Source organism: Burkholderia sp. Bp9140 (genome assembly GCF_003853425.1).
Taxonomy (GTDB): Bacteria; Pseudomonadota; Gammaproteobacteria; order Burkholderiales; family Burkholderiaceae; genus Burkholderia.
In genome coordinates, this window is the sequence record NZ_QTPQ01000038.1 from 62,431 (window position 1) to 85,786 (window position 23,356).

General features: G+C 63.8%; 19 protein-coding genes. 3 read left to right on the forward strand and 16 right to left on the reverse strand.

The genetic code is table 11. The features are described 5' to 3' along the window. Window positions 1-181: 181 nt before the first annotated feature. From DIE21_RS27975 to DIE21_RS28045, 15 genes are all read right to left on the reverse strand, one after another. Window positions 182-988 (reverse strand): DUF3304 domain-containing protein, encoded by an 807-nt coding sequence (locus tag DIE21_RS27975; RefSeq protein WP_124606554.1) that lies wholly within the window; start codon window positions 986-988, stop codon window positions 182-184. A gap of 115 nt (window positions 989-1,103) precedes the next feature. Continuing rightward, the gene (locus tag DIE21_RS27980) at window positions 1,104-3,395 is read right to left on the reverse strand and encodes a DUF2235 domain-containing protein (protein WP_124500719.1); all 2,292 of its coding nucleotides are present in this window, start codon (window positions 3,393-3,395) and stop codon (window positions 1,104-1,106) included. Continuing rightward, window positions 3,388-4,164, reverse strand: a complete 777-nt coding sequence (locus tag DIE21_RS27985; protein ID WP_124500733.1) for a DUF3304 domain-containing protein — start codon at window positions 4,162-4,164, stop codon at window positions 3,388-3,390. Before DIE21_RS27985 ends, DIE21_RS27980 begins: the two co-directional genes overlap by 8 nt. A 188-nt stretch (window positions 4,165-4,352) precedes the next feature. Beyond that, a complete protein-coding gene (locus tag DIE21_RS27990) occupies window positions 4,353-5,156 on the reverse strand; it encodes a DUF3304 domain-containing protein (protein ID WP_124500720.1) in 804 nt (267 codons plus the stop codon). A gap of 13 nt (window positions 5,157-5,169) precedes the next feature. Further along, on the reverse strand, window positions 5,170-6,192 hold the full coding sequence (locus DIE21_RS27995) for a DUF4123 domain-containing protein (protein ID WP_124500721.1): 1,023 nt from the start codon (window positions 6,190-6,192) through the stop codon (window positions 5,170-5,172). Further along, a complete protein-coding gene (locus DIE21_RS28000) occupies window positions 6,192-8,753 on the reverse strand; it encodes a type VI secretion system Vgr family protein (protein ID WP_124500722.1) in 2,562 nt (853 codons plus the stop codon). The genes DIE21_RS27995 and DIE21_RS28000 overlap by 1 nt, the downstream gene beginning before the upstream one ends. 66 nt (window positions 8,754-8,819) lie before the next feature. Further along, entirely contained in the window at window positions 8,820-9,941 is a 1,122-nt protein-coding gene (gene tssA, locus DIE21_RS28005; RefSeq protein WP_124500723.1) for a type VI secretion system protein TssA, read from the reverse strand. Window positions 9,942-9,980: 39 nt separating this feature from the next. After that, window positions 9,981-12,650, reverse strand: coding sequence for a type VI secretion system ATPase TssH (gene tssH / locus DIE21_RS28010; RefSeq protein WP_124500724.1), 2,670 nt, complete (start codon window positions 12,648-12,650; stop codon window positions 9,981-9,983). Window positions 12,651-12,694: 44 nt separating this feature from the next. Then, window positions 12,695-13,795 (reverse strand): type VI secretion system baseplate subunit TssG, encoded by a 1,101-nt coding sequence (gene tssG, locus DIE21_RS28015; RefSeq protein WP_124500725.1) that lies wholly within the window; start codon window positions 13,793-13,795, stop codon window positions 12,695-12,697. Next, window positions 13,759-15,594: a type VI secretion system baseplate subunit TssF gene (gene tssF, locus DIE21_RS28020; RefSeq protein WP_124500726.1), complete on the reverse strand. Its 1,836-nt coding sequence runs from the start codon at window positions 15,592-15,594 to the stop codon at window positions 13,759-13,761. The genes tssG and tssF overlap by 37 nt, the downstream gene beginning before the upstream one ends. 77 nt (window positions 15,595-15,671) lie before the next feature. Then, on the reverse strand, window positions 15,672-16,157 hold the full coding sequence (gene tssE, locus DIE21_RS28025) for a type VI secretion system baseplate subunit TssE (protein ID WP_124500727.1): 486 nt from the start codon (window positions 16,155-16,157) through the stop codon (window positions 15,672-15,674). A 62-nt stretch (window positions 16,158-16,219) separates the two neighbouring features. After that, complete coding sequence (locus tag DIE21_RS28030) at window positions 16,220-16,723, reverse strand: type VI secretion system tube protein Hcp (protein ID WP_006477093.1); 504 nt, start codon at window positions 16,721-16,723, stop codon at window positions 16,220-16,222. Window positions 16,724-16,793: 70 nt separating this feature from the next. Next, window positions 16,794-18,284, reverse strand: a complete 1,491-nt coding sequence (gene tssC, locus DIE21_RS28035) for a type VI secretion system contractile sheath large subunit (RefSeq protein WP_039320274.1) — start codon at window positions 18,282-18,284, stop codon at window positions 16,794-16,796. Between the two features lie 15 nt (window positions 18,285-18,299). Then, window positions 18,300-18,815, reverse strand: a complete 516-nt coding sequence (gene tssB, locus DIE21_RS28040; RefSeq protein ID WP_044845930.1) for a type VI secretion system contractile sheath small subunit — start codon at window positions 18,813-18,815, stop codon at window positions 18,300-18,302. Window positions 18,816-18,859: 44 nt separating this feature from the next. Beyond that, window positions 18,860-19,501 carry a M48 family metallopeptidase gene (locus tag DIE21_RS28045; protein WP_124500728.1) on the reverse strand — a complete coding sequence of 214 codons (642 nt, stop codon included), beginning with the start codon at window positions 19,499-19,501 and terminating at the stop codon, window positions 18,860-18,862. A gap of 378 nt (window positions 19,502-19,879) precedes the next feature. Between DIE21_RS28045 and tssJ the strand changes: the two genes are divergently transcribed. The 3 genes from tssJ (at window position 19,880) to icmH (ending at window position 22,719) form a co-directional block, all read left to right on the forward strand. Beyond that, complete coding sequence (tssJ, locus tag DIE21_RS28050; protein WP_124500729.1) at window positions 19,880-20,491, forward strand: type VI secretion system lipoprotein TssJ; 612 nt, start codon at window positions 19,880-19,882, stop codon at window positions 20,489-20,491. A gap of 102 nt (window positions 20,492-20,593) precedes the next feature. Then, on the forward strand, window positions 20,594-21,940 hold the full coding sequence (gene tssK, locus DIE21_RS28055; RefSeq protein WP_059449792.1) for a type VI secretion system baseplate subunit TssK: 1,347 nt from the start codon (window positions 20,594-20,596) through the stop codon (window positions 21,938-21,940). Further along, window positions 21,937-22,719, forward strand: a complete 783-nt coding sequence (icmH, locus tag DIE21_RS28060; RefSeq protein WP_124500730.1) for a type IVB secretion system protein IcmH/DotU — start codon at window positions 21,937-21,939, stop codon at window positions 22,717-22,719. The genes tssK and icmH overlap by 4 nt, the downstream gene beginning before the upstream one ends. An 86-nt stretch (window positions 22,720-22,805) precedes the next feature. Here icmH and DIE21_RS28065 read toward each other — a convergent pair whose 3' ends face one another. Further along, window positions 22,806-23,123, reverse strand: coding sequence for a hypothetical protein (locus DIE21_RS28065; RefSeq protein ID WP_124500731.1), 318 nt, complete (start codon window positions 23,121-23,123; stop codon window positions 22,806-22,808). Between the last annotated feature and the right edge of the window lie 233 nt (window positions 23,124-23,356).

A 23,356-nucleotide genomic window follows, 5' to 3' on the forward strand; every position in this document is an offset into this window, starting at 1 on the left:
CAGACTGGTTTCGGATCACGCTTGGTCGACTCCACCCATGTGAGGCGGCTGATCGCCGTAGTGTGTAGTTGTATTAGCCGGGACTCGATGTGTCAGCGATGTATCTAGGTAACTTCTTACCCTTCACTGACGAACACTCTGCGGCGTGGCATTGTCTGGACCGAGTCGAATGGCGTTTCCGTCACTGGTCCCGGCCATGGCCATTCTCTTCACGTGGCGGCGGCAATAGCCCTCTCGGAATCGACGGTGCAGCAACTGCCTGGAATCGGCTCTGTACAAGCGACTTTGCAACCGCCGGGGGCAGGGCTGCCATCGCCTTCGCGAATGCACCCGGCTTCCCGTTGCTCGACTGAATGAGGTGCTGCACCTCCGGGTGGGTATCGAACCGGGGATTCACCAGCAGCGCGTAATACGCGTATTGCTCAAGGTCGCTGCGATCGATAAAGCGGTACTTGAGCCAGGCTTCCGCGACAGCTCGCGAAATTCGACGATGCAACTGGGCATCGTTGTCGTCGAATTTCGTACCGAGCTGCTCTCCATATCGTTTTGCCAGAGAGCGCGACACATCCACGATCGGCAATCGCGTACTTCCAAGCATCTGCCCAGGGAATGCCAGTTCGATATGGTGGTCAGGGTAGAAGTGAATTTCGAGAATGCGTGATCCGATCGAATCCGGCGCTCTGGTGGGCAGCAACGATACGTCCGCCTCCGCCTGCAGCTTCTTCACTTGCTCGCCCGGCCGCCAGTCGTCTGCGTCGTAATACGTCCACCGAACCTTGAAATCAGTCCCTTTCAGCGCGTAACAGCAGGCGATACTGCCCTCTCCAGCGCCGGGTTCCAGATCACCACCACCGCGTGCCTTGTTTCCGAAACGGTCGCTGATCGTGAACCGAACAAGGTTGTACGGCAGGTAATTCAACGCTTCCGTCGAGACGTGCGTGTAGATCGGATCAGGATGGCTGCACGCGGCCGACGACACGCACAACATGCTTGCGGCCACGATTCGGTGGCACGTCACGACAAAAAAGCGGCCTACGCCGAGGCGACGAAGGCGAAACGGTACAGCATCTGCGCGGCTGACGGCCTTCATCTGACGCGCTCCTTCAATGCGTGGATGTCGCGCCTCCCTTGTAGCTTTTCGCCCATTCCTGGCTCTGCTTGGCGGCCTGGTCGATGCGTGCGGCGACGCGGTCGTCCTTCTTGCGCCGTGCCGCTTCCTTGTTGAAATTGGTCGAACCGAATTCGTCCTTGTCCCGCGTACGGAAGTACAGCGACGGTGCGAGCACGTGGTCCTGCCAGCTCGTCAACAAGGTATCGTGGACCAGCATGTCGAATAGCGCCATGACCTCCGGCGGAAGCGGATGCTTGCCCTCGATGCCTTCCTTCCAGGCCGACACGAGCTCCATCTCGGCTTCAGGCAGCATGGCCGCCTCGACCGCGTCCGCACTGGCCTTGTTATTGGAATCCCACGAATCCGGCATGTTGCGGATGCGCTCGGCGGATTGCTTCAAGCCCTCCTGGTACGGCGCGCGGCGCAGCTTCGTTGCCGCCTCCTTCTCGAGACGCTCCCAGACCGTCGAATAGTCCTTCGGTGCTTCCGCGATCAGCTTCTCATAGCGCTTTTGCGCCGCGTCGCTTGCCGCCTTCATTCCCCGCAGCTTCGCCTGATCCTCCGCGCTGCGACTGGCCAGCATGCTCATGTTGATGCCTTGTCGCTGCAGCTCCCAGTCGAGTTGCGACTTCGCCGTCTTGCGCTGTAGATCGGCGTCGCTCATGTTGCGCTTCCAGTCGGCGACGGGGTCGGAGATCGTGCGGCGGAAGTCGGGATCCATGTAGCGGGCCGAGATCCAGCGCATGAAGACTTTCGAATGCTCCATGAAGTCGGCGCCGGGTTTGCGGGGGACGAGGGTGCGGTAGGCGTTGACCAGCGCTTTGATTCGAAATTCCTTACCACCGTACTTGATCGGATCCGAGAGCTTGAAGCGCTTGAACACTGGGGCGTTATACAGGTACAGATCCTCCATGGTGTCCATGACGGCACCCGCCTTGATCGCCTCCAGCAGCATGTCTTGCAGCGGAACTCTCATCAGCTCCGCGTTGAGCCCCAGGGATCCGCTCGGCGCGCCACCAACGACATCACAGCTCGTGCCCGGATAGAGAAACTGTTCGCCACGGGTTTTCTCGAGACTGTCGAGACGCTGATAGAAACGCATCTCATGTGCTGCGGCGAAATGGACGCAACGCTGCACGCTGGCCGGTATCGCGAGAGGACGATCCTTGAAGCTGGTCTTCAGCATACCCAGATAAGGCACCATTCCGATCAGCTCTCCGGCTTCCTCCGACATGACGGACGAAACGGCATCGAGCAATCCGACGAACTTGATCTGGATCGACACGCCTTCAATAGCGAGATCCGTGTCGTCCCTACGCTTGTATTTCTCCGCCAGATCGTTGATGAACGCGCGTGCAAGCACGCACCCCCGGTCCGCACCAAACACCGATACCTCGATGGCCCGAACTTTCGGCATCTGTTTCTTCACGGCCTCGTACGCAGCTTTGAACTGGTCCTTCGCTGCGATCAACCGGGTATCGACACCCGTTCCAAACGCCTTGGCCATGACGGAATTGTCACGCACGATCGGCACGTTCTCCATCGCTATGCCGACAAAAAGACTTCGCGCAACCGCCCAGCCCGCCTTCATCGGCGCGCCTTTGACGTTGTTCTTGAAGTCGTTCTTCGCGTTGCGCCACAGCAGCGTTCCGGTCGCCTTGGTTCGTTCCCAGTAACGCTCCTGCGATGCATTCAACACGTTCATCACACGCCGCGCCTGAGCGGGGATGTGCTCGATATCCTTCCGAAGATCCTGGAATGCCTTATCAATCGGTCGAAGCGAAAAATCTCCCTCGAGAAACCCGTCGAGGAGTTGCTTCTTGACGTCGTCGACACGCTGTTTCACGCTCGCCTGTTTGATCGGCTTATTGACGCGAGTGAACGACTTGGCGACCGACTCCGCTCCGCTTAATGCCTTCTTGCCCGCCATCTTGCCTGCGGCTACGCCTGCATTGATCCATTCATTGGCCTTGGCTGACTCGTTAAGCGGCGTGCCCAATCCCGAATAATAGAAGCGGAACCAGAACTGATTCGCGGGCCGCCTCGGATCCTTGAGGTCGCGATGCGCCTCCCAAAGCCGGGCGATATTGGAGTACTGCGAACTCGATTGATCGTCGATATCGCGATGGCGTCCGAATGCATCGAAGAAAAAGCCCATCCGAATCGTCGCCCCGCACGGCATGCAATCGCCCTTCGGGTACATCGTCGCGTTCTGGTTGGCGATTTGTGCGTAGACGGATGTCGGTGTTGCATCATCCGGATCGAGTTTGACTCTTTCAGCCATGCTTTTTCTCCTCTACGCGCGGCGGCGGAACCAGTCCGTCAGGTATGGACGGCACTGCAACCGGTTCGAACTTGCCACTCGTCAATTCGGCCAGGATATTTTTCGGCAACGATTGCATGGACTTCGCAAAAGCGCCCGGCTTGCTGGCATCCGCTTGCAACATGCGCTGGATCTCCGGATGCGAGTCAAAGCGATTATTCACGAGCAGATCGTAGTAGGCGTACTGCTTCAAATCGTCGAGATCGGTGAGGCGGTATTTCAGCCATGCCATTGCGACAACTCGCGCAACACGACGAAACTGTTGGTCTTCACGCTCGTCGTACCGCTTGCTCAATTGCGCCTGATACCGGCTCGCCATCCAGCGCGACACATCGATCATCGGAACGCGCGATTCATCCATCAGCGCGCCAGGAAACTGAAGCTCGACGTGGCGATCCGGATAGAAATGAACCTCGAGAATTCGATCACCTACCTTCTCTGGAACCTGCGACGGAGACAACGTAGCCTTTGCCTCGGCGTGAAGCGTTTCCTCGTTGCCTTTGTGCCACTGGTCGACGTCGACATAATTCCATTTGACCGTGAACTCGGTTCCTTGGAGTTTGTAGCAACACGTCACCCCGCCTCCGCCCCCCGGCAAACTATTCCCTCCGCCTGCCTTGTTTCCATGGGCATCGGTGATCGTAAATCCGTCCAGGTTGTACGGTAGATAGTTGTGAGCGATAACGGAAACACCGCTATATGTCGGCTCCGCTTTACCGCACGCCGCCATGGTCGTCACGAGCAGACACCCCGTCAGAACACGACTCGCCAGACTCGAAAATTTCGTTGCTCTATTCACTGATATTTTCCTTCCGAATATTGTCCAGCATGCGTTACCGGCGTATCCAGTGCATCGGTATCATTCCGCCCGTCGCGCAAGGCGCCCTTCTGTTGTTCCCCGAACCGCTCTCCGCGCAATCAACCATGCCGCGCCTCGTCCACACGTGGTGACGGTAGCAGGCCGTCGGGAACTGCCGGGACAGCCACGGGTTCGAAGCTGCCGCTCGCCAACGCGGACAACACGTTCTTCGGCAGGGCGTGCATCGACTTCGCGAACGTACCAGGTTGCCCGGCAGCAGTCTGCAAGATGCGCTGAACCGTCGGGTGCGAATCGAATCGGCTGTTCACAAGCAGGTCGAAGTACGCGTATTGCTCGAGATCACGCCGATCGGTCAGTCGGTATTTCAGCCACGCAGCGGCCACTGCACGCGCGATGCGTCGATGCGACTGCCCGTCCGTATCTGCAAACTTCCTGTCCAGTTGCGCCTGGTAGCGAGTCGCCATCCATCGGGAAACGTCGACGATCGGAATACGCGAACTGTCGAGAAGTTCACCAGGAAACTGAAGTTCGACGTGACGATCCGGATAGAAATGAACTTCGAGAATACGGCTGCCAACCTTCTCGGGAAGGGGTGACGGCGGCATCACAACTTTTTTCTCGACTTGCAGCTCGTGCGCATCGTCCATCCTCCATCGGTCTGCGTCGTAATACTTCCATTGGACCGTGAACTCGGAGCCCTTGAGTCGGTAGCAGCACGTCACGCTCCCACCACCCGCGCCCGGCGGGTCGTCCCCGCCTCCGCTTGCCTTGTTTCCAAACGCGTCGGTCACGGTGAAACCGCTCATGTTGTACGGCAGATAATTCCGGCCCATTACCGAAATCCCGCTATACACCGGTTCCGATTTCCCGCACGCGCTCAAAGCGGTCGCAAGCAGGAACATTCCCAGTACGGACCTACGCCACGCCACGAAGCGCCTCCAGCGATTCCCGCTCATGCACATCGCGAATCGCATCCCACGTCGAGTCGTCGATCGTCGCCAGCGCATCATTGAGCGTCGTCTGGCCGTGAGCCACGGCTCCAAGACACGCCTGCACGGCCGGATGCTCGTCGAATCGCGGCGAGACCAGCAAGCCCGTCATCACGTAGCGCTGCAATTCCGCTTCATCGGCAATCCCGTGCGCCGCAGCACGATCCAGTTGCTCGACGACCTGGTCATGCAGTTCCGCATCGGACAGGTGATCGACCATCGCCCCCATCGTCTCGCGAAACTTCAGCACGAGCTTGTCCGGATACCCGAGCTCGATCAGTTGCGCATGCTGTCGCTCGCTGAGGCCCGGCGCATCACCCGTCAGCATCGCGCCTTCGATCACCGGCGTGTCATTGCGCCACACCACCTCGTCAAGCCGCCGGTCGCGATACCGGATCTCGCCGAACGGCGCGACGAACTGCTGCGCCTGCGTGTCGCTCCACACCTGTCGAAGCCGCCCGAATACGTGGTTGTCGAAGAAAAACAGGTAGTACGCGCGACCGTTCGGCAGCGTGTACTTCACGTACTGGCGCAAATGCGCATCGAGCGCGTCGAACGACCACGCCGAGCATAACCACGTCACCGCATGCAGATCGACCGCATCCAGCCACAACTGGCGCAGCACACGATGCTGCTCGGCATCCTCGTCGTCGAGCGCCTGACGGTCGAATGCAATCAGGTATGGCGCGATATCCGTATAGGCATCCAGCCCGGTGTCGGTCCAGAGCGACGCGTGGCGCAGTCCGCGCACGGCTGCGAGCTGCGTGTCCAGCTCCTGATAGCCGCGCGTGTCGACAAGCACGTAAAGCCGCAGCGCGCGGCCGTCGTCGGCCTCGCGCTCCAGCGACGCCTTCAGCGTTTCCACGAATGCCGGCCATTCAGGCTCGCGAGGATTCGGCAGATCCGCGGCCATCTGGACGGTGTCATCCGTATCGTTGACTTCGTCCATCAATCCGCCTCGACCATCGATTCACGACCGCTGTGCGCATTCAGCACGCATTGCTTGCACGTACCGCCCGGCAACGCACGCAGCGGATACTGCATGCTCGTCGGACCGCTGAACTGGTGCTGAGCACCCTTGAAATCGATCTTCCCCGGCGCGTGAATCTCGACGTTGCCGCCCTTGATCCGGATATAGGCACCACCCGACGTGAGCAGGATTTCCTGCTTCGCGGCCACGTCGACGGCGTCGGTCGCCGCCACCATCTTCACGCTCTTCTGCGCGGTGAGTTCGATGTTGTCCGCATGCGCCTGGAGCTCGACGTTGCCCTTCGCGGCGAACAGTTTCATCCCGGCGTTCTGCGCAAACAGGCTGATGCGATCCCGGATGCCGGCGATCAGCGACTTCCCGCTGGTGATGAACGTGCTTTCCCCGCTGACGATATTGGTCTGCCGGTCGCTGGCCAGATGCACCGACTGCTGCGACGCCACCCCGATCCCCGCCGGACTCGCGAACAGCATCACCGGCTCCTTGAACGCATTCGCATTGCCCGTCCCGCCGCCGGCTGTCCTGCCGCCGCCCGCCGTCGCGCCCGGCACGCCGTTCTGCGTCGCATCGGTGAATTGCTTCAGCGCATCGTGACCGCTGCCGAGACTCTCCGCCTGATGCGTCTCGCTGACCTGCGACATCGACTCGATCAGCCCCTCCGCATTGACGAGCTGCTGCTTCGCTTCGCTCACGTCGAGCGGCTGGCTGTTCGCCTGCTTCGGATGCGTCGTCACATACAAGCCCTGCCCGGCACGCATCGCGCCATACGCGTCCGTGCGCAGATCGAATCCGGACCCGAGATACGCGCCGCGCGTGTTGCCGTTCTGCTCGATCAGGTAGCCGAGATGCAGCAGCGAATTCGCGCTGCTGCTGAACAGGCGCGCACGGTTCTGCCTGGTCGCGTCGTCGAGCACCATCTCGTTGTGCCCCGATCCCGCATATTCCTTCGACCGGAAGCCCGACAGGATCCCGTCGCTATGCCATTGCGGCTTGGCGGCACCGTTGTAGACGCGATGCATGACGATCGGCCGGTCGCAATCGCCGCCGATGTAGCCGACCAGCACTTCCTCGCCAACCCGCGGAATATGCACGCCGCCATAACCCGCGCCGGTATCCGACTGCACGACGCGCATCCAGCACGACGCGTTCTCGCGCCCTTCGCTCTGCCGGTCCCACACGAACATGACCTTGATCCGGTTCAGCTCGTCGGTATAGACCTCCTCGCCCTTCGGGCCGACGACGACGGCCGTCTCGAGCTGCATCGCGGGCTTGCGGTGCTCGAACGGGCTGCGGTACGGCACGCTTGCCCGCTGCGCCTCGACCTCGACGAGATAAAACCCGGCGGAGCCGTCGTCGTGTCCGACCTCGAACGCAGCCGCTTCCCCGTGACCGGCCTTCACGCGTGCCAGCTGATCCTGCAGGCTATGCGGGAAGTTCGCTTCGTGGTCCGAGATCGGCAGATTGTTCTCGATGAACCGCGTGACGCCAATGGCCGCGAACTCGCGATCGCCCGCCGAATCGCGGTCGTGCTCGGGATGGCCGGTCAGCGTGAAACGCCGGCCGGCATCGATCGCGCGCGCGCCACCCGCGCCGAAGAAGCGCTTCGCACGCGACTCCCACTCCTCGAGGCGAATCTTCGACAGGTGTTCGCCGCGGTCCTGCCCCGGATACGTGTACGCGCCGGTGTATTCGAAGATTTCCGCCTGGTTGGGCAGATCGCCCTGGCCGGCCTTCGTCGGCAACGTCGTGCCGTTCGGGCTGCCCGCCGACGACGGCGATTTGTAGTCGAACGTGCGCGTCGTGTGCTGCGTGCTCTGCAACGTCCGCGACGCGGCCCATTGCGTGAAACCGGCCGTTTCGGTGCCCATGCCCGCGCGGTCGAACGTGACGGCATTCGGCGACAGCGCATCGACCGCATGCAGGTCATCGGTGATGACGAGCGTATGTGCCTTCCCGTCCTCGCTGTGCCGCCAGAAACCGAACAGCCCTTCGTCCTCCATCAGCCGGTGCACGAAGTTCCAGTCGGTTTCGCTCTGGCGGCAGTATGACCGGGACGGCAACGGCTGCGACAGCGCGAACTGGTATTGGCCCTTGGCCTGCGGATGCGTATCGAACACGTCGGCGAGAATCTCGTCGACCGGCTTGTCCTGCCAGTACCGCATGTCGCTGCGGAACTTGAGGAAGTGCATCCACGACGCGAAGCGCAGCTGGTAACTCGACAGGCTGCCGTCAGCGCCGAGCCGCCGCGCCGTGTGGATATAGCCGTTGATCGGCAGATACGACTTGTCCGCCTGCTGGATCCACAGCGTGATCGGCTGCGCGATCAGCGTCTTGAGCTCGACGTCGCTCGCGGTGGACACCAGATCGAGTGCAACGCTGAAATCGCGGCCGAGCTCGGAACGGGTCACGGCGCGGCGCGGCACGAGTGCATTGTTCGGTAGCGACGGGATGTCCGTCTTCAGCAGGCGGTCCTGCTGAATCAGGCCACCGCGGATCGCCTGTGCCAGTTCGGTCACGTTCATGCGTCTTCCTGTTCTTGTTGCCGCGAGCCGCGCCGGGCCCGCGCTCTCAGGTCAAGGTTCCGTCGTTCAGGACTGCTCGTCGGGCCTCACCCCGAGCAGCTCGCGGATATGCGACAGCGACCCGTCGTCCTTCACGACGCTCTCGAGCCACTTGTGCAGCGGCATGTCGGCCCATTCGGCAGCCTTGTCCGCGAGATACGCGACCGGGCTGTGCGGCTCGGTCTGGCGGAAATAACGCGCGACCGCACGCAACTGGTCGACGGCCTGCGCACGGTTCTGGATGCCGGCAATCATTTGCGTCACCGGCGGACGCGGAGCGGTCTGCGACTGCACATGGGTCTCCTCGGTGTGGAACGCATCGCCGAAGCTCGGCTCGATGCGCTCGGACTGCGCCTGCGGCGCCGACGGCGCATGCGGCGCGCTGCCCATATAGCCCTGCTCGCGCGCAAAGCGCTCGGCGAGCCGGTACACGGTCTCGAACGCGTCGCGCGTCTGCCGGAAGCTCGGCGCCGAATCGCCCGCGCGTTCGACGAGCCGCTCCTCGAACGCGTCGAGCGCAATCTCGAACGCCTTGAGGTTCGCGAGCAGCGCCGTGTAGAACGCGATCGGCGTCACGCGCCGCGACGCATCGACCTGCTCGACCGACGGTTTGCCGCGCGCGATGTCGTCCGCGTGTTCGGGGTCGCGCTTCACGGCCTGCGCCACGTGCTGCGCAACCTCCCAGTCGAGCGTGGTGAACGCGTTCGACGCGCCTTCCGTCACGGGAATGCCGCGCAGCAGTTCGGCCGTGCGGCCGGACAGCCATGTGACGTTGCCGAGCCGGTATTCGACGTCGTCGCCCTCGGGCAGCGGATGCACCGTGTCCCAGTAGTCGCGGCACAGGCCTTCCAGCAGCGCATAGCCTTCGGTGAGGCCGGTGATGCCGTCCTCCAGCGCGAGCGCCTCGGTCAGCCACACGGCGAGCCGCAGGTCCTTCGTGCGCGTGCGCAACAGCTCGCCCGCGTGATCGACGACGAAGCCCCAGTCGGCCTCCTTGATCTCGGTTACCCACTCGCCCTGGTCGAGCGTCGGATCGTCATAGCGGCGCGCGTCCTGGATCGCGTCGAATTCGTTCGAGAACAGCAGGTCGTCGCCGCTGGGCGACGCATCGCTGATCGGCGTCAGCAGCTCGGGGAGATTGATCGGCATGGTTCGGTCAGTTCATCTGTGCGTGTTGCGCGGCCGCGCTCATTCGACGGTGTACGCGAATTCGCCGGCCTCGTCCGCGCGCACCGCGATGCGCGCGATGGCCGCGCCGTCGGCGATCCGGCCGAGCACGTGGCCCGCGATCTCCGGCAGCAGCGTGCCGTTCAGGATATGGTCGACGTTGCGGGCGCCCGAATCGACCTCGGTGCAGCGCGCGAGCACCGCATCGACGAGCGATTCGTCCCATTCGAACGCGGCCTTGTGGTTCGCTTCGATGCGACGGCGGATCCGTTCGAGCTTCAGGTCGATGATCTCGGCCAGCACGTCGTCGGAAATCGGGTAGTACGGCACGACCTTCATCCGGCCAAGGAACGCCGGCTTGAACGTCTTGTACAGCTGCGGGCGCAGCGCCTCGGCAAGTGCGTCCGGATCAGGCAGTTCCTCGGCCGGCTTGTTCAGGCACGCCTGCATCACCGCGGCCGAGCCGACGTTCGACGTCAGGATGATCAGCGTGTTGCGGAAGTCGATCTCGCGCCCTTCGGCGTCGTCCATCGTGCCCTTGTCGAACACCTGGAAGAACATCTCGAGCACGTCCGGGTGCGCCTTCTCGACCTCGTCGAGCAGCACGACGGAATACGGGTTGCGACGCACGGCCTCGGTCAGCACACCACCCTCGCCGTAGCCGACGTAACCCGGCGGCGAACCCTTCAGGCCCGACACGCTGTGCGCTTCCTGGTACTCGCTCATGTTGAGCGTGACCATCTTGCGCTCGCCGCCGTACAGGATGTCGGCCAGCGCGAGCGCCGTCTCGGTCTTGCCGACACCCGACGGCCCGACGAACATGAACACGCCGCGCGGCTTGTTCGGATCCTCAAGGTTCGCGGTCGCCGTGCGCACGCGCTGCGCGATCGCGTCGAGCGCATGGTCCTGCCCGATCACGCGCGCGGTCAGCAGCGGTTGCAGGTTCAGCACGGTGTCGATCTCGTCCTTCACCATCCGGCCGAGCGGAATGCCCGTCCACGCGGCGACGATCTCGGCGACGACGTGGCCGTCGACCTGCAGCGGCACCATCGGCTCGCCGCCCTGCAGCGCGTGCAGCGCCGCGACACGTTCGGCCAGTTTCTCGCGCGTGGCCGGCACATCGACCGGCTCGCCGTCTTCCGACGGGCCGCGCGCCTTGTCGAGCGTGTCGCGCAATTCGCTGATCTCGGCGACGATCACGCGCTCGGCCTCATAGCGCGCCTCGTCCTCGGTCAATTGCGCGAGCGCCGTGTCGCGCGCGCCGCGCAGTTCGCCGAGCCGCTCGTCGTGCGACGCGCCGCCCGCCGCTTCGCGCTCCAGCGACGCGATTTCCGCGTCGATGCGCTCGATGCGCTTCTTGGTGTCGTCGATCGCCGCCGGCGTTGCGCTGTGCGCGAGCGCGACCTTCGCGCACGCGGTGTCGAGCACGCTGATCGCCTTGTCCGGCAGCTGGCGGCCGCTGATGTAGCGATGCGACAGGCGCACGGCCTCGGTGATCGCGTCGTCGAGGATCCGCACGTTGAAGTGCTTCTCCATCAGTCCGGACATCCCGCGCAGCATCGCCGCGGCGAGCGGCTCGCTCGGCTCCTCGACCTTCACGACCTGGAAGCGCCGCGCGAGCGCCGCATCCTTCTCGAAGTACTTCTTGTATTCACTCCACGTCGTCGCGGCGATCGTGCGCAACTCGCCGCGCGCGAGTGCCGGCTTCAGCAGGTTCGCCGCGTCGTTCTGGCCGGCCTGGCCGCCCGCGCCGATGATGGTGTGCGCCTCGTCGATGAACAGGATGATCGGGTGCGCGCTCTTCTTCACCTCGTCGATCACGCTCTTCAGGCGGTTCTCGAACTCGCCCTTCACGCTCGCGCCGGCCTGCAGCAGCCCCATGTCGAGCACGTGCAGCGCGACGCCGCGCAACGGCGGCGGCACGTCGTCGGCCGCGATCCGCAGCGCGAGACCCTCGACGACCGCCGTTTTGCCGACGCCGGCCTCGCCGGTCATGATCGGGTTGTTCTGGCGGCGGCGCATCAGGATGTCGATCGCCTGGCGGATCTCCGCTTCGCGGCCGATCACCGGGTCGATCTTGCCATCGCGCGCGCGCTGCGTGAGGTTGGTGGTGTACGTGTCGAGCGCGGGCGTCTTCGACGGGCCCGCCACGGGTGCGGCGCCGTCGGCGGCCGGCGCGACGTCGCCGCCTTCCGCATCCGGCTGGCGCGGTTCGGCCTCGCTCGAGCCGGCCATGATCTCGTCGAACTTGTGCTTCAGATCCGTCACGTTCATTTCCGCGAACTGCGACGACATGCGCTGCGCGAATTGCGCGAGATCGGGCGCGGTCAGCAGCGCGAGCAGCAGGTGCCCCGAGCGGATGCGGCCGAGCTGCGAATCGAGCGACGCGATCAGCCACGCCTGCTCGAACAGAGCGATCAGGTGCACGGAGAACACCGGCGTGCGCGTATTGCCCGTCTTCAGGCGCGTGAGCTCGCGCTCGAGATCGGCGCGCAGCGCATGCGGATCGACGCGGCTTGCGCGCAGCGCGAGCGGCAGGTCGCCCGTCGCTTCCTCGAGCAGCGCGAGGAACAGGTGCTCCAGATCGACCTCGTAATGGCCGCGCGCCAGGCACGCGCTCGCCGCCCGCTCGGTCGCGTGCCGGCACAGCGGATTCAGTTTCGTGATCAGGGTCTTCAGAGGCGTGCTCATGGCGTCGATCTCAGGTTCGAATGCGTGTTTGTTGTCGTTCGGAATCAGTGAATCACGTGCAGTTCGTAGCGGGCGTCCGAGCGGTCGTCGACCGCGTCGCGCGTGCAGAGGAACGCGTCCCAGCCGAGCCGCGAGCCCGCGCCGAGCACGCTCGCGCCGACCTCGGTGCGCTTCAGCACGAGCTTGACCTCGTATTCGAGCGTGACGCCGGCGAGCAGCGTCAGCATCCGTTCGAGCGCGATCGCGTGCGCGGCGCCGGGCAGGAATGCCTCGTAGTCGCGCTTGGACAGCGGGCCGACGACGATCCGCGCGCGCATGTCGCGCTGCCACACCCGTTCGCCGACGAGTGCCGTCGCACCGAGCACTGCGTTGACCTCACCGAGCACGCTCAGCTGGTCGGGCGGCACCTCGTACCACTTGCCGACGAACTGGTCGATCTTCACCGGCACACGGAAGTAATCGGACAGCGTGCGCTGCAGGTACGCGGCCGACATCGGCCGGTGCCGCGCGGCGAGCGCGTAGCCGGCGACGGCCTCGTCGAGCACGCCGCCCGCACCGGCCGCGAGGCTGTCGCGGACCTCGTCGCTCGGCACGCCGGCGATCGCGAGCAGCAGCGGCAAATAGCGCTCGTCGCGATCGAGTTCGTAATGGAACGGCAGCCGGTATTTCTTCCACGCCGCGTAGAACAGCGCGGTCGCGCGGTTCGAGAACACGTCGAAGAACGCGCGTGCCGCGTGGTCGCGCTTCAGGTGCTCGCGCGCGACGATCTGCTCGGTGTAGTGCAGCGGCAGCGCGCCCTGACCGCCGAGCAGCCCGAAGAACGCGGGCGTCAGCTCGACGTGACCGAGCTCGCCGGCCGCAAGCGCGGCACCGCGTTCATCGCCCGAATCAAGCAGCGTGCCGCCGTCGTCGAACGAGCGGGCGCCTTCGATCTCGCTCGGCGGGAAGCCGAGCGACAGCGTGTTGCGGAACGCGATGCGCTGCGCGACGACGTCGCCCTGCCGCCATGCGCCGGGCGCATCGGACGCCTGCCGCGCGAACAGCCCCTCGAGCACGCGCACCGCCTGGAAGAACTCGAAGCGGTGCGGCTCGTCGAGCAGCGCGTCGACTACGCCAGGATCGATTCGCCGGTCCGGGGCTTGCATCGGATGATCTCCTCGCCGGTGCGCTTCGACACCACGACTAGTTGAACGAAACTGTTGAGGTGGACATATAGCCCGAAGAAGCTGTCGAGCACGCGCACGAACGACGCGAGGCTCGCACCGACGAAGTGTTCCTCGTTGATCGTCAGGCGGATCTCGATGCCGCGCACGAAGGTCGCGAACGGCTTGCCCGGCAGCCACTGCACGGCGCCGCGCTGCTCGACGCCGACGAGGCCGTCGATCTGGCGCATCGATACGGCGGTGCGCCGCAGGTCGTACAGCGTCAGCATTTCCTTGAGCGGCGCGAGCCCGTGCGCGACCAGCGACACGTGGTTCAGCGCGAGGTGCGACACCAGCCGCCAGTGCGCGGCGCGGCCGCGCTCGAAGCGCACGCTCTGCGTCGGGCGGCGCAGCATCGAGATGCCGCTCGTCTGCGCGCCGCCTTCCTGGAACAGGTCGCCGCCTTCGAGGCCGAACGCGAGCATCGACGGCAGATCGCGATTCGTGCAGGTGAGGTCGAGGCTGAGCGTGTCGGTCTGCGGCGATGTCGGCTCGAAGTCGATGTCGACGATCGAGATCTCGGTTTCGTAGCCGGGGCTCTTCTGCGCGACCCAGTCGTTGCGACGCGCGAACCAGTAGTGGCCGATCCGCGCCGCCTCGCCGTGATGCAGCGAATAGAACGGCCTGAACTCGATCACCGATTCCTCGTGCGCCTGCTGCCGGACGAGCTTCACCGAATCGATCGAGTACACCTCGTACGCGAACGCGCGCCGTGCCTCGGCGATCACCGGATACGACACCGCGCGGTGCGTGATGCGGATCGGCTCGCCGTGCTGGCGAAACAGGTTGACGATCGGCGTGCAGAACAGCCGGAAATGGCTGGCCGTCAGCAGCTCGAGCAGCCGCGCGACGTGCGAATCGCTGCGCACGTCCTGCAGCACCAGATGCAGCGTCGCGCGCTGGCAGCGGCCCGATGCGCGCGCGATCGCCGCAAGGTCGAAATCGACGAAATCGAACTTGTCGGGAAACGCGAAGTATTCGGTGAGCAGGCGATAGGCCGGGTGCGACTTCGCCGGGTAGTCGATCAGCGCGTCGTCCTCGTCGAAGCCGGCGTGCGCGATCGGCAGCTTGCGCAGCGCCGTCCAGCGGCCGTTGCGCTCGGGCTCGACATACGCGCCGAGCACGTTGACGAACAGGCAGTCGGTCAGCGCGGCGACGAACGACTGTTCGCCGTGCAGGTGCGCGCGCAGCGTCGGCAGCTTCAGTGCGCCGAGATCGAGCTGCGCGGCGAGCGATTCGAACGTGATCGAGATCACGCCCGTCGCGTTGGACGGCAGCACCGTCGCGCTCGGCGCGAGCGCGACCGGCGTGTAGCGTGCTTCCGAAATGCGGATCGGCGCGAGCGTCACGTCGTACGCGGTGCGGAAGCGGCACTGCACGCCGCGGATCGGACGGCTCTTCAGTTCGGTGCCGCGGTCGATCACGACCGGTTCGGTCTGCTGGCCGGGCGAAGCCGGCGTGAACTGCGCGATCGAGCACGACGGAAACGGCCGCAGGTAGTGCGGATACAGCACTTCCAGCAGCGCTTCGGTGAATTCCGGGTAGTCGTCGTCGAGCTTCTTGTTGATGCGCGCGCCGAGCAGCGCGAACGACTCGATCATCCGCTCGACGTGCGGATCCTCGCAGTGCTCGCCGGACAACGCGAGCCGCGCGGCGATCTTCGGATAGCGTTCGGCGAAATCTCGCGAATAGCGCCGCAAAAACGATAATTCGCGCTCGTAATACGGCAGCAATTCTTCCATCGACGACCCCGAACCTCAATATTTCCTGCCGGACCCTGATCCACCACCGGGCGGTCCGGCCCGCTCGGCGGCTTGATTTACGGCATTCTTGCCGCGCGTGCGCGCGTGACCGAATACTGCAGCGTCGAAGGCTGCAGCATCGCGTCGAAACTCACCGGCTCCTCGGCCGGATGCACGACGAGCAGCGCCTGGATCGCGAAGTAAAGCGCGTTGGTCGACTGCTCGTTCAGCTCGAACGTCACCTGCACCTGCTGCAGTCGCGGCTCGTGGCGCGCGATGGCCTGCTGGATCGACTTGCAGATGAACGCGCGGTCGTAGTGACTCGCGAGGCTCAGCCCCGCGAAATCGTTCAGCCCGTAGGTCAGCACCGACTTCTGGCATTCCGGCAGCGCGGCCAGTTCGATTTCGGTGTGCGCGATACGGGTGTTGAGGATCGCCTCGACGTCGCGGGCGACCGTGTTCTTGAGCTCGTCCAGCGACAATTGCCGCATCGCGGCCGAGGCCGGAAGATGCGGTTCGTCGTCGAACAGCTTGTCGAGAAAACTGGGTTCGAATCGTTTCATCGGCCGGCGTGCACAGCGAAAACGGCAACGGGACGCAGAACGCCCCGTTGCCGCAACCGACCTTAGACCGCGTAGGTCTTGTCGTTCTTCGTCAGGCTCCAGGCGCCCTGCGTGTTGCCGCCCTGGTTGCCGCCGATCTTTTGCTGGGTCTGCTTCCACTGCACGGCCGCGTACTTCAGCGAGAACGTCTCGAGCGGCAGACCTTCTTCGCGGACGCTCGGCGCGATGCTCGAGATGATCACGTACTTGAGCTTCACTTCCAGGTACTGCACGCGCTTGCCTTCACCGTCTGCGCGCGAGAAATGGACCGTCACTTCATCGAACGTGGTGCCGCCCGATGCGTGCTGGTACAGCAGCGGGCTCGACGAATCGATTTCCTTCGTGAAGATCATGTCGCCGTGCTCGCAGCGCGTCATCGTGTGACCGCCTGCGGTCGATGCGGTTGCCGAACGCGGCTGAACGATCGAGTGATCCCACGATTTCAGTTCGATCCAGCCCTGATGGTCCTTGTCCGCGGATTCGCCCTTCACCGCCGGACTACCAAACTGCAAGTGCATATGTAACATGGCCCTTCGACTCCCCAAAGAGGTGGTTTTAACGTCCTACCCAGGCGGCCCGCCCGGGCGATTTACTCGCTTATGAATTTGCCGGTTTGGGCAGATCAGCGACAAGTCGCAGAGAAATCGAGAGTTCGTCGAGCTGAAAGTGCGGGCGCAGGAACGCGACCGAACGATACGAGCCCGGCTTGCCCGGAATCTCCGACACTTGTATGGATGCCTCGCGCAGCGGGAATTGCGCCTTCTGTTCCTGCGATGCGTTATCGTCGAGCAGGACGTACTGCGAAATCCACCGGTTGAGGAAAGTCTCCACGTTCTGCGCCGATGCAAAGCTGCCGATCTTGTCCCGCATCATCGCCTTCAGGTAGTGCGCGACGCGCGATACCGAGAAGATGTACTGAAGCTGGGCGGACAGGACGGCATTCGCATTCGCGCTGTCGGTGCTGTATTTTTTCGGCTTCTGCACCGATTGCGCGGCGAAGAACGCTGCGTAATCCGAGTTCTTGCAATGGACGAGCGGGATGAAGCCGAGGTCGCTCAGCTCCTTCTCGCGGCGATCGGTGATCGCGATTTCGGTCGGGCACTTCAGCGCGACTTCACCGTCGTCGGTCTTGAACGTGTGGGTCGGCAGATCCTCGACGAGGCCGCCGCCTTCGACGCCGCGAATCGCCGCGCACCAGCCGAAGTCGTCGAACGCGGCCGTCAGGCGTGCCGCGAAGGCCCACGCTGCATTGCACCACAGGTACTTGTCGTGCTCGGTGCCGTCGACGTCCTCGACGAAGTTGAAATTCTCCGCGGTCTGGCCGTCCTTCGGATTGAACGGCAGGCGGCCGAGGAAGCGCGGCAGCGTGAGGCCGACGTAGCGCGAATCCTCGGCATCGCGGAACGACTTCCACTTCGCGTATTCGACCGTGTCGAACACCTTGCCGAGATCGCGCGGCTTGCCGAGGTCGGAGAACGACTCGAGGCCGAGCAGCTCCGGCGACGCCGACGCGATGAACGGCGCGTGCGCCGCCGCCGCGACGTGCGACATCTGCTCGATGAAGTACATGTCTTCCGGCTGGCGCGAGATCTCGTAATCGCCGATCAGCGCACCGAACGGCGAGCCGCCGAACGTGCCGAACTCTTCTTCGTAGACCTTCTTGAACAGCGCGCTCTGGTCGAACTCGCTCGCGCCCTTGAAGTCGCGCACGAGGTCGCGCTTCGGTGCGTGCAGCGCCTTGATCTTGATCGTCTGGCCGGTGTTGCTTTCCTTGACCAGGTAGTCCATCCCGCGCCACGTGCTCTCGAGGCGCTGGAATTCCGGTGCATGCATCACCGCGGACAGCTGCGTGGAGATCAGGCGGTCGAGTTCCGCGACGCGCGCGTCGATCGTCGCCGACAGGTTGTCCGACACGATCACCGTGCCGTCGAGCACCTGGTGCACGAGCTCGCCGATCAGGTCCTTCGCGCGCGCATGCTCGGAATCGGATTTCGCGACCTTGCTCTTCTCGACGATGTCGTCGAGCAGCGAAGTCCCGGCGGCGTATTCCGCGCCGCTCGCTTGGGCCGCAGCCGTTTGCTGGTTCATCTCAACACTCCGTCGTCATTCGCCGTCTTTGTCGCCGCCCGTGCCCTTCGCGAGCTCCTGTAGCTGCTGCGTGTTCTTCAGCACTTCCGACAGCAGATCCTCGAGCTTGTCGTTGCCGGCGAGCTTGTTGCGCAGGTCGGCGAGCTTCGAGCGCGCCTCGAGCAGGCGGCGCAGCGGCTCGACCTGCTCGACGACTTCGTCCGGGCTGAAATCCGACAGCGAACGGAACTTCAGGTCGACCGCGAACTTGCCGCCTTCCGGGCTCAGGCGGTTTTCCACCTGGAACGCGGCGCGCGGCTCGATCGCCTTCATCACGTCGTCGAAGTTGTCACGGTCGATGTTGACGAACTTGCGGTCGCGCAGCTTCGGCTGCTCGACTTCCGACTGGCCCGCCAGATCGCCGACGACCCCGACGACGAACGGCAGTTCCTTCACCTCGATCGCGTCGCCCTTCTCGACCTCGTAGGTCAGCTGGACGCGCGGCGGCCGTATCTTCTGCAAGCTTTTCTGAATGCTTTCTTTCTTGGCCATCTCGACGGCTCCCAGGTTAGTTGTGGTTATCGCGTCAGTTGCGGTCAGTTGCGCAGCGCGCTGAACGGATCGGCGCCGCCCTTCTGCGCCGCGGCGGCCTGCGGCGGCGCAGACGGCGTCGGCGCGGTCGTTGCCGCCTCAGCGGCCGGTGCGGTGCCGGCCTTCGGACGATGAACGATGCGGCGCGGCGTGCGCGCCTTCGTGGCCCGCTGCTCCGGCGGGAACAGCGCCGACTCGCCGAGCGTGTCGCGCAACTGCTTCGCGAGCGCCTGCGCATCGGACTTCGCGTCACCCGCGAGCGACGCATCCTGGCGCAATTCGCCGAGCGACTGCGTCGCGATCCGCAGCCCTGCAACGGCGAGCACGCTCTTCGCCTGGCGGTCGGTCGCATCGCGCTGCAGTGCTTCCTGCGCGGCGACGATCGCCTGGCCATAGTGGTTCTGTGCAAACTGGATCTGCGCGATGCGCGACCACGGCTCCTCGCGCGTCGGATCCGACTTCGCGAGTTGCTGGTACAGGCCGAGCGCCTTGTCCTGGTCCCCCGACTTCGCAACGGCGTCTGCATCGGCCAGCGACTTGTTGAACACCTCGGCAGTCGGCGGCGCCGGCGGCTGGCTCGCACAACCGGCGATCACGCCGCAAGCCAGCACTACCCCAGAAAGTTTTGCGAAGAGACGGTCTTTCATCGTTATATCCACCGGCGCGTGAGTATTAAAATCGTTGAGAATCTGGTTCTTTTGCTTTGCAAGAAGCGCGCGGGTATAGTACCGATCAATTTTTCATAATTCAATCGCTGCGTGCAGAGTAATTCCTTTTAAAACCGTGCGCTACCCCCTCGAAACGCGTCTGGCTGCGGCCCGACGGCAGCTTTTCCATCGATCGGGAAGCGCAAGTTTTACTTGCAGGGTAACGCATCGCCCGGATGACGGAAAAATTTTCCGAAGACGCGATGCCTCGCATGTGTGCTCAATAGTTGAACGGCATATCCGCCGGGCATGCGCGGCGAACGCGGAAAAGCCCGGTAGTTTTGACAGGGGAGTTAAAGGCGGCACGCCGGAAATACGATGAGATCGTCCATGATTCGCTATGCGCTGCCGCTGATCGCCTGCGCGCTCCTGGCCGGATGCGCGGCCGCCCCGCTGCTCGGCTCGGCCGCGAGCGCCGTGCTGCAGGCGGCCGGCGTCGGCAAGCCCGAACTGCCGGATTCCCAGAAGCCGCCGCGCAACATCGGGCTCACGCTCGCCGCCGCGCCCAACCTGAATGCCGCGAACGACCGCAAGCCGCTCGCATTAGTGGTAAGACTCTACGCACTGAAGGATCCGACTTCGTTCCAGCAGGCGCCATTCGATGCGTTCACCGATCCGACCAAGGAAAAGGCCGCGCTGGGCGCCGATCTGCTCAACGTGCGTGAAATCACGCTGATTCCGGGCCAGCGCTATACGGCGACCGAAAAGGTATCGCGCGAAGCGCAGGCCTTCGGCATCGTCGCGCTGTTCCGCGATCCCGCAATCCAGCGATGGAAACTGGCGTTCGACCCGGCGAAGTCGGAGAAATCCGGCATAATCATCGGCCTGCATAATTGCGCGATGACGGTCACCGATGGCTCCGTCATCGCACCGCAACAGGGTGCGCCTTCGCAACCGCTGAATTTGCTTTCGTCGATCACCTGCGGTTAAACATGACGCACGAGTGTCAATTAACAAGAGTTAACAAATTGGCGATTAATTCGGGCACGACCAAATCGATTACATCGCAACGTCACATTAACCGGATTTGACATGAGTTATTCGGCCAAGGTGCTTTGGGGGGAAGGGCTGTTCCTCCGGCCTCAACACTTCCAGCGGCAGGACGCCTACCACGAGGCGCGCCTGTTCGAATCGATCCAGGCGATCCAGCCGTACAACTGGGGCGTGCGCTCGGTGCGCATCGACCGCGATGCGCTCGGCAGCAACGTGCTGCGCGTGGCCGAGCTCGCGCTCGTGTTCCCGGACGGCGCGCTGTATGCCGCGCCGCAGGCCGACGACCTGCCGCCGCCGATCGCGCTCGACACGCTGCCCGACGGCATCAACGAATTCGTGTTCTACCTCGCGCTGCACCCGCTGCGCGAGAACGGCACCAACTACAGCGACGACCCGGCCGCCGGCTTCATGACGCGTTTCGTCAGCGAGCAGACGAGCGTCGCCGACAACTTCACCGACGCGGCCGAAGCCGACATCACGTTCCTGAAGACGCAGGTCAAGCTGATCGCGCACAGCGAGCCGCGCGACCAGCTGCTGTCGGTGCCGCTCGTGCGCGTGCGCCGCACCGCGACTTCCGGTTTCGAGATCGACGACAGCTTCGTGCCGCCGTGCCTCGCGATCGAGGCGTCGCCGATCCTGCACCAGCGGCTGCGCCAGCTCATCGACGCACTGCAGGCGAAGGTGAACGCGCTGTACGGTTTTCACCGCGAGCCGTCGAAGAACATCATCGAGTTCCGCTCGGGCGACATCGCGTCGTTCTGGCTGCTGCACACCGCGAACGCCGCGTTCGCGACGCTCGCGCACCTGCACCAGCACGCGGCGCTGCATCCGGAGCGGCTGTTCCAGGAACTGCTGCGCCTGGCGGGCCAGTTGATGACGTTCTCGAAGGGCTATACGCTCGCCGACCTGCCCGTGTATCGCCATGACGATCCGGGCCCGAGTTTCGCACGTCTCGATTTGATGCTGCGCGAGTTGCTCGACACCGTGATCTCGACGCGCTACTTCGCGATCACGCTCGACGAAGTGCGTCCGTCGTTCCACCTCGGCCGCCTCGATTCCGGCAAGATCGACGACAAGACCGAGTTCTATCTGGCGGTGTCCGCCGACATGCCGAACGTCGAGCTCATCGATGCGGTGCCGGCCCGGTTCAAGGTCGGCGCGCCCGACGACGTCGACAAGCTCGTGCTGTCGGCGATGCCTGGCGTGCGGCTGTCGTACATGCCGCAGGTACCGCCCGCGATCCCGGTGCGGCCCGGCGCGTGCTATTTCCAGCTCGATTCGCGCGGCGCGCTGTACGAACGCATGCTGCAGGCCCAGTCCGCGATGATCTACGCGCCGACTGGCATCAATGACCTGAAGTTCGAACTGATCGCGGTCACATCATGAGCTACGCGCCCTCCTTGTTCGGCGACAACACGCCGGCCCCGTTGCAGACCCCGGCGTCGACCGACGCCGCGTTCCAGGCCCGTTCGCTGCTCGACCTGCTGTACGACGGGTTCTTCATGCTGTTCCTGCTCAAGAACGGCCGCGAGCCGGACAGCGCGAGCGAGTTCAGCACGAAAATCCAGGAATTCCTGTCGGATTTCGAGCGCGGGGCGAAGAAGCTCAATATTCCTGCCGAGGACGTGTACGGCGCGAAGTTCGCGTACTGTGCGGCCGTCGACGAAATGGTGCTGTCGTCGCAGTTCAAGATCCGGACGGACTGGGAACGCCGGCCGCTGCAGCTCGTGTTGTTCGGCGAGCAGCTCGCGGGGGAGAAGTTCTTTCAGTATCTCGAGGAATGTCGCGCGCAAGGCGCGGCGCGGTTGCAGTCGCTCGAGGTGTTTCATATGTGCTTGCTGCTGGGGTTCCAGGGCAAGTATCTGCTCGAGGGGCCGGAGAAGCTCGCGTACCTCACCGCACGGCTGGGCGACGAGATCGCGCATATGAAGGGCAAGCGCGCACCGTTCGCGCCGCACTGGCCGTTGCCGGATCAGATCGCGCATCGGTTGAAGCGTGAAGTGCCGGTTTGGGCGATCGGGGCGGTGTTTGCGCTTGTGGCGCTGCTTGGGTATCTCGGGCTCAATACGTATCTGAAGGACAAGACGCTGCAGGCGTTGGCGCCTTACTCGCAGGTGATCAAGGTGGGACCGGAGTCGGCGAATTTGACGATTTCGTTGCCTTGAGGGGCGGGCTTCGTTTCGACGCTGTTGCTTGATGAAAAAAGGACCGCTCGGCGGTCCTTTTTTACTGTGGCGCACGGCGCTCGTCGTCAGAGCAGAATGAACTCGTCGTTGTCGACGTAGAACACGAATGCATCGAACAATTGCGCGACGCTCAGTTCGTCGACCTGGTCATGCGCGTTGATCACGATGTCCTCGATCGTCGCGCTGTTCAGCGTGACGCGCCAGCCGGGTTGCGGCGCGGTGGCGGGTGGCGTGTCGACTTCGGCTTGCCGGGCGTCTTCGATGAATGCGCCCTCGGTATCGAGCGTCCACGGCATCGGCGGCAGGCAGAGCCATCCGGAGAAGTCGCCGGGGTGTTCGAGGATATGTTTCAGCGACGCGGTGGTCGTGATGGTGGTCGACATAAATATTGCGGTTGTATGGCTGGTGAGCGCGGTGCGGAGATCATGACGTCGCGGCTGCAAACCGTGATTATGCCAACTTCGGGACCAGCCTTCGTTGTCGGCCGATCCGAGCGACGCGCGCGAAAGGTCTAGCATGATCGCCGCACGTCCTTTTCGGGACCTATCCGTGATTTCGTGGGCGAGGCATATCATGAGGTGTAAAGGCCATGGATATGCCGATGAAGAAGAAAAGA

Excerpts from the sequence above, each read along its gene's own strand:
- DIE21_RS28045 (WP_124500728.1), bottom strand. The coding sequence starts at position 19,501 with ATGAAAGACCGTCTCTTCGCAAAACTTTCTGGGGTAGTGCTGGCTTGC.
- DIE21_RS27975 (WP_124606554.1), bottom strand. The coding sequence starts at position 988 with ATGTTGTGCGTGTCGTCGGCCGCGTGCAGCCATCCTGATCCGATCTAC.
- tssH (WP_124500724.1), bottom strand. The coding sequence starts at position 12,650 with ATGAGCACGCCTCTGAAGACCCTGATCACGAAACTGAATCCGCTGTGC.
- tssC (WP_039320274.1), bottom strand. The coding sequence starts at position 18,284 with ATGAACCAGCAAACGGCTGCGGCCCAAGCGAGCGGCGCGGAATACGCC.
- DIE21_RS27990 (WP_124500720.1), bottom strand. The coding sequence starts at position 5,156 with ATGTTCCTGCTTGCGACCGCTTTGAGCGCGTGCGGGAAATCGGAACCG.
- DIE21_RS27980 (WP_124500719.1), bottom strand. The coding sequence starts at position 3,395 with ATGGCTGAAAGAGTCAAACTCGATCCGGATGATGCAACACCGACATCC.
- DIE21_RS27985 (WP_124500733.1), bottom strand. The coding sequence starts at position 4,164 with ATGGCGGCGTGCGGTAAAGCGGAGCCGACATATAGCGGTGTTTCCGTT.
- DIE21_RS28065 (WP_124500731.1), bottom strand. The coding sequence starts at position 23,123 with ATGTCGACCACCATCACGACCACCGCGTCGCTGAAACATATCCTCGAA.
- DIE21_RS28000 (WP_124500722.1), bottom strand. The coding sequence starts at position 8,753 with ATGAACGTGACCGAACTGGCACAGGCGATCCGCGGTGGCCTGATTCAG.
- tssB (WP_044845930.1), bottom strand. The coding sequence starts at position 18,815 with ATGGCCAAGAAAGAAAGCATTCAGAAAAGCTTGCAGAAGATACGGCCG.
- DIE21_RS27995 (WP_124500721.1), bottom strand. The coding sequence starts at position 6,192 with ATGGACGAAGTCAACGATACGGATGACACCGTCCAGATGGCCGCGGAT.
- icmH (WP_124500730.1), top strand. The coding sequence starts at position 21,937 with ATGAGCTACGCGCCCTCCTTGTTCGGCGACAACACGCCGGCCCCGTTG.
- tssK (WP_059449792.1), top strand. The coding sequence starts at position 20,594 with ATGAGTTATTCGGCCAAGGTGCTTTGGGGGGAAGGGCTGTTCCTCCGG.
- tssE (WP_124500727.1), bottom strand. The coding sequence starts at position 16,157 with ATGAAACGATTCGAACCCAGTTTTCTCGACAAGCTGTTCGACGACGAA.
- DIE21_RS28030 (WP_006477093.1), bottom strand. The coding sequence starts at position 16,723 with ATGTTACATATGCACTTGCAGTTTGGTAGTCCGGCGGTGAAGGGCGAA.
- tssA (WP_124500723.1), bottom strand. The coding sequence starts at position 9,941 with ATGCCGATCAATCTCCCCGAGCTGCTGACGCCGATCAGCGATGCGTCG.
- tssF (WP_124500726.1), bottom strand. The coding sequence starts at position 15,594 with ATGGAAGAATTGCTGCCGTATTACGAGCGCGAATTATCGTTTTTGCGG.
- tssG (WP_124500725.1), bottom strand. The coding sequence starts at position 13,795 with ATGCAAGCCCCGGACCGGCGAATCGATCCTGGCGTAGTCGACGCGCTG.
- tssJ (WP_124500729.1), top strand. The coding sequence starts at position 19,880 with ATGAGATCGTCCATGATTCGCTATGCGCTGCCGCTGATCGCCTGCGCG.